The organism is Actinacidiphila sp. bgisy145, from assembly GCF_057708125.1.
Genome location: NZ_JBYIRL010000119.1, coordinates 1 through 860, shown reverse-complemented (window position 1 = coordinate 860; position 860 = coordinate 1). Strand labels below are relative to the sequence as shown.

The following is an 860-nucleotide window of genomic DNA, read 5'->3' as shown; positions in this document are numbered from 1 at the left end:
GCCAAACCCGGAGGCATCAGCTTCGACAACCTCCGGCAGCTCCACCTCGGCATAGACCGTGTCCCCGGCCTGCCACACCTGGCGCAGCCCCTGGAACGCCGGACCGTAACCGTAACCGCGCCGAGCCAACCTCTCGTAGGCATCGTCGACCGGAACCGCCACAGCACCCGCCGGAGGCCACACGGACAGCGGGGCAGGGACGGGCTCGCTGCCGACCGGAGCCAACTCGCCCACTGCGTTCCGCACCCACTCGCCCTCCCCCTCGCGAGAGGAGACCCTCACAGTTCGCCGGCCACTGTCGCCATCGCTATCGCCGACGTGGACCTGGACCTGCACTCCACCGTGCTCCGGCAGGACCAGAGGCTCCTGGAGCGTCAACTCCTCCAGCACACCACACCCGGCAAGGTCCCCGGCGTGGACGGCCAGGTCCACGAACGCCGTCCCCGGCAGCAGCACCGTGCCGTGGACTGCGTGGTCGGCCAGCCACGGCATCGCGGCCAGCGACAACCGACCCGTCAACACCAACCCATCACCATCGGCCAGCCACACCGCAGCCGCCAACAACGCATGCCCGACCCGCTGCTGACCAGCCGACGAAGCATCCCCACGACCGGCCACCGGCTTCGGCCAATAGTGTTGCCGCTGAAACGCATACGTCGGCAGCCCAACCTTCACCGCCCGACCCTCATCACCGTTCACCGCGGCCCAGTCCACCTCCACGCCCGCCGTCCAAGCGCCCGCCAGCGCGGTCAGCCACCGGTCCCGACCGCCGTCACCACGCTGCAAACTGCCCGCCGCCACCAGACCCTCACCCGCCTGCGCAACCGCCATACCCAACACCGGATGCGGACTCACCTCCA

The 860-nt window shown here is 69.9% G+C and carries 1 protein-coding gene; it reads right to left on the bottom strand.

Going from position 1 to position 860, the window contains the following annotated elements; translation table 11 throughout:
* The coding region (locus tag AC3ERT_RS36550; RefSeq protein WP_435179493.1) for a polyketide synthase dehydratase domain-containing protein at positions 1-831 on the bottom strand (831 nt) is incomplete at its 3' end.
* Positions 832-860: the final 29 nt, after the last annotated feature.